This is a genomic window from Mesorhizobium sp. M7A.F.Ca.CA.002.09.1.1 (assembly GCF_003998555.1).
Classification (GTDB): Bacteria; Pseudomonadota; Alphaproteobacteria; order Rhizobiales; family Rhizobiaceae; genus Mesorhizobium; species Mesorhizobium ciceri.
The window spans coordinates 1-4,095 of sequence record NZ_RZRR01000512.1; the positions used below are offsets into that span (position 1 = coordinate 1).

The following is a 4,095-nucleotide window of genomic DNA, read 5'->3' on the forward strand; positions in this document are numbered from 1 at the left end:
CTTCCTTGCCAGCAAAGATCGGCGTGCCGGCCGGATCGACCGCCTTGTACATCGCGTCCTTGATCTTGGCCGGGTCCTCAGAGCCGGCAATGGCGATGGCGAGGCCAACAATCGCGCCGGCGTCATAGGAACGGTCGGCTGCCGGATTGGTCGGTTCGATGCCGGAGAATTCCTTATAGTTCTTGGTGAAATACTCCGTCGAGGCCGTCGGGCTGGTGCCGGACGACGTGCCGTAAGCTTCCTTCAGATAATCGGCGCCGACGGATTCGATGAAGTCCGGGCTGTTCATGCCGTCATTGAGCAGGAATTTCTGCACGCCGCCCTGCGAGATCCAGGTGCGGGCGACCGTGGCGCCGTCGACCGGTGTGCTGACGAGGTAGAGACCGTCCGGTTCACCGGCCATTGCCGCGGTGACTTCGGAGGCATAGCTCGACTGCTTTTCATTGTAAGGCGTGTCGGAGACGATGGTGCCGCCGAGCGCTTTGTAGGCACGCGAGAATTCGGCCACCATGTTGACGCCGAAATCGTTGTTGACGTGGATGATCGACAGCTTCTTGAAACCCTTGTCGATGGCATATTTGGCGGCGGCGACACCCTGTAGCGCATCGGAGGTGATGGTGCGGAAGAAGATGCCGTTGGTCTTGCCGTCGCGGCCGAGCGCGGTGAGCGTCGGCGAGGACGATGCCGGGGAGACCTGGACGATCTTGGCCGGTGCCGTGACCGATGTCAGGATTGGGATCGACACCGAAGAAATGATGCCGCCGATGATCACAGGCACTTTCTTGACCTGCACAAGCTGAGTGGCGGCGTCGACCGCGATGTTGCCCTGGCTCTGGCTGTCGCGCGTGTCGGTGACGAGATCGCAGCCGCGCACTCCGCCGGCTCCGTTGATGTCGCGGAAGGCCATCTCGACCGACTTGGCGCCGGCCTGGCCGTATTCACCGGCCGGGCCGGTCAGCTCCATGACGAGGCCGACGGTGATCTTGCAGTCGGCGGCCTGAGCAGCACCCGCCATCGTGACGAGGGCCAGCGCTGTGGTGAGTTGGAGTATCGTCTTTGTCATTGTTGTTCCCCTTTCGTTACTCGACTGTATTTGAACTCTGGAGCTTGTTCAGCGTTCCGGCACCTGCAGCCAGGTTTCATGCAGATGTCGCCATTCGACGCCGTTGGGCGCCGATGAACTGGTGGTGAAGACGGCGCTCGATTGACGGCGGCTGTGCTTGCCTGCGCGCAGCTGCGCTTCGACATAGAGGACGACGATAATATCCGCGTCCTGCCAGCCGGGCCGGATGTCCTCGATCGAAATGGCGAAACCATCGTCGCAGGAAGCACGGCTTGCGCGGACATGGTCGACGACCGCTTCGCGATCGAGGATCTGCCCGTCCGGCGCCACCATGCTGAGGTCCTTGCCCATGGCGCGTTCGAAGCGGCCGAAGTCCACCGTGTTGGCTCGCGCGGCGACGAACCAGTCGACGAAGAAGCGGTGCAGGTCGATGATTTCGGCGCTGGCGCGTGAAAACAGGGAGGGTTCGCCGCTCATTTCTTCCCCGCATTGAGGTTGTAATGCATGATCGAACCGTGGCGGCCGCGGCGGTCGCGCTCCAGCGTGTAGACGTCACCTTCGAGGCCGGTGCCTTGCGCGATGACGGCCGCAATCCGCTCCCGGTCCTCGGCGTCGAGCGCAACGTCCATGATTTTCGCATTGGCGATGGCGTGGGCCTGGTTGCGGGCGCCGACGATGACCGCCGCCACTTGCGGCTGCTCCAGCACCCAGGCGCTGGCGATGGTGGCGACGTCAACGCCGTGGCGGTCGCCAACGGCCTTCAGCGCCTGCAGCAGGTGCTGGAACAGCTCCCAGCCGCCAAAATCATCGATGATCAGCTTGTACTTGACCAGCGAGCGGTTTTCGAGCGGCGTGGCGGGCTCGGCCGCACCGAGCCATTTGTTGCTGAGGAAGCCGCCGGCAACTGAGCCATAGCAGAGGAAGCTGACGCCGTTCTGTTTTGCGAGCGCGGCCAGGCTGTTGCCCGGGCGCTGGTCGAGCACGGAATATTGCAGTTGCTGGCTGACCAGTGGGATGCCGGCAGCGAGTATCTCGGCGAGCCTTGGCGTGTCGAAATTGGTGGTGCCGAGATTGCGCACCTTGCCCTCCAACCGAAGCTCGTTGAGCCAGCCCATGGCATCGACATAGCGCGGCTGTTCATAGTCCCACCAATGGAACTGCACGAGATCGAGCCGCTCGGTCTTCAGCCGCCGCAATGACTGGTCGACGATGCGCCTGATGTAGTCGCGGCTGATACTGGCCAGCCGTTCGAGGTCGGGCACCAGCTTGGTGTGCACCTTCATCCGGGCCGCGACGTCGAGGCCGCGCTCGCTGGCCAGCTGCAGGCGCGCGGCACCGATCAGCTCCTCGACGCCGGTGTAGATGTCGGCGCAATCATAGGTCCAGATGCCGGCATCGAAAGTGGCGATCAGATCGGCCACCGCCTGGCTGCGATCAATGGCGCCGTGGCCGCCAGCCAGCTGCCAGCCGCCGCGAATGACGCGCGAGATGGTGTAGCCGGGGCCGAGTTCGAAGGTCTTGGCGGTCATCTAAGGTCATCCTCTTTCGGCAGCGGCACCGCCGTCGTCTCGGCGTGGCTGAACCGCCGCTTGGCGGCCCTGACGATCCGCAGCCGGCTGCCGCAATTGGGATCGGGACAAGCGATCTCGGCGTCCGAGGTCATCCAGTCGTTCGGGTGGGTTGGGCGCTGCTTGGCTGCCAGCAGCGGCAACACGGCGGCGATCGAATAGATCGAAAAACCCTGCCCTGCCGGCATCGACAGCATCTCGCCCTTGAGCTCGAAATAGTCGCCTTCCTTGGCGCCGCAATAGATAGGTTTGTCCTTGGGGATGATCGCCTCGACGCGAAGGTCGAACAGCTCGAAACCGTCGTCGGCCATGTCAGGCCTCCATCAGGCTGAAGGTGACATCGCAGGCGCCGTTGCGGCGGATGACACCGCACGCGGCGGCGAACCGGTCACGCTCTTCGACGCGCACCTGCGCCACCACACTGCCGGCCAGCCAGCCTATCGGGAACAAGAGCCGCGCGCCCTGCCCGTAGTAGAGGCCAATGTCGAAGATCGCATTGGGATTGCCGCCCCACATGCGTGGCGGCACGTAGGACAGTACGATGTCGCCCGGCTGCGGGTTCAGCGTCGCGTTCTCGGCCGGCAACGGTTTTGCATAGGCCTGGCCCTCGAGGTCGGCTGATGGAACCGGACAGGAAATCTCAGGCCCCGTCCACATCGCATGGATGCCCGGAACAACGCGTGGCGTGCCGAGGTAGGCCAAGAGGAAGGCAGCGTTTTCCGGCGCCTTCTCGGGCAGCAGCAATGCCGTTACGGAAAGCTGCGAGCGCGGCTCGGTGATCCTGATGGCGGTCATGTCTGGTCTTTCACGGCGGCGGCCTGCAGCTTGCTGCGCAGGAAGGTGAAGGGTCGGCTGATGTCGGCGACCAGCGACTCGCGCGCCGCCTGCGCATCCTGCGTGGACAGCGCCGTGACGATGCGGCGGTGATATTGGGCGGTGTCGACCTCGCCGGCTTCCGAGAAGGCGTAGATGGCGACACGAATGCAGGGACCCGATTGCAGCCACAGGCTCTCGATCATCGGGATCAGCACGGCCGAACCGCAGGAGCGGTAGATCTCGAAATGAAAGCTCTGGTTGAGCGTCACTTCGCGGTCGACGTCCTTCTTGTGTTTCAAAGCCCGCATCTCGTCCCATTCGGCGAGGATGGTTTCGATGGTGGCGATCTGGCGCGGACCCATGCGGGCGGCGGCCAGCGCGATCGCCTCGCCCTCGATCAGGATGCGAGCCCGCAGGAGATCGTCGAGGCGTTCCAGCGTGATCGGCGGCACGCGCACCGAACGGTTGGGCAGCGCCTCCAGCGCCTTTTCCGTGATCAGCCGGCCGAGCGCCTCGCGCACCGGCATGGTCGAGGTGACCAAGGCGTCAGCCAGGCCACGGATGGTCAGCACCTGGCTCGGTTCGAACAGGCCGCCAATCAGGGCGCGGCGCAGCTCGGAATACACGCGGTCCTGCACGGTCTCGCGG

The 4,095-nt window shown here is 64.2% G+C and carries 6 protein-coding genes; all 6 read right to left on the reverse strand.

Annotation, left to right across the window (positions count from 1 at the left end):
- The coding region (locus EN994_RS20890) for an ABC transporter substrate-binding protein (protein WP_127307777.1) at positions 1-1,063 on the reverse strand (1,063 nt) is incomplete at its 3' end.
- Positions 1,064-1,111: 48 nt separating this feature from the next.
- Positions 1,112-1,540 (reverse strand): DUF4440 domain-containing protein, encoded by a 429-nt coding sequence (locus EN994_RS20895; protein ID WP_063167570.1) that lies wholly within the window; start codon positions 1,538-1,540, stop codon positions 1,112-1,114.
- Complete coding sequence (locus tag EN994_RS20900; protein ID WP_063167569.1) at positions 1,537-2,592, reverse strand: aldo/keto reductase; 1,056 nt, start codon at positions 2,590-2,592, stop codon at positions 1,537-1,539. The genes EN994_RS20895 and EN994_RS20900 overlap by 4 nt, the downstream gene beginning before the upstream one ends.
- Complete coding sequence (locus EN994_RS20905) at positions 2,589-2,942, reverse strand: TIGR04076 family protein (RefSeq protein ID WP_013532978.1); 354 nt, start codon at positions 2,940-2,942, stop codon at positions 2,589-2,591. The genes EN994_RS20900 and EN994_RS20905 overlap by 4 nt, the downstream gene beginning before the upstream one ends.
- Before the next feature lies 1 nt (position 2,943).
- The gene (locus EN994_RS20910; protein WP_013532979.1) at positions 2,944-3,426 is read right to left on the reverse strand and encodes a DUF3830 family protein; all 483 of its coding nucleotides are present in this window, start codon (positions 3,424-3,426) and stop codon (positions 2,944-2,946) included.
- Positions 3,423-4,095: GntR family transcriptional regulator (locus tag EN994_RS20915; protein ID WP_164746047.1), on the reverse strand; the 673-nt coding region annotated here is incomplete at its 5' end. The genes EN994_RS20915 and EN994_RS20910, both read right to left, overlap by 4 nt.

Coding starts and splice junctions, on each gene's coding strand:
- EN994_RS20895 (WP_063167570.1), bottom strand. CDS start 1,540: ATGAGCGGCGAACCCTCCCTGTTTTCACGCGCCAGCGCCGAAATCATC.
- EN994_RS20900 (WP_063167569.1), bottom strand. CDS start 2,592: ATGACCGCCAAGACCTTCGAACTCGGCCCCGGCTACACCATCTCGCGC.
- EN994_RS20905 (WP_013532978.1), bottom strand. CDS start 2,942: ATGGCCGACGACGGTTTCGAGCTGTTCGACCTTCGCGTCGAGGCGATC.
- EN994_RS20910 (WP_013532979.1), bottom strand. CDS start 3,426: ATGACCGCCATCAGGATCACCGAGCCGCGCTCGCAGCTTTCCGTAACG.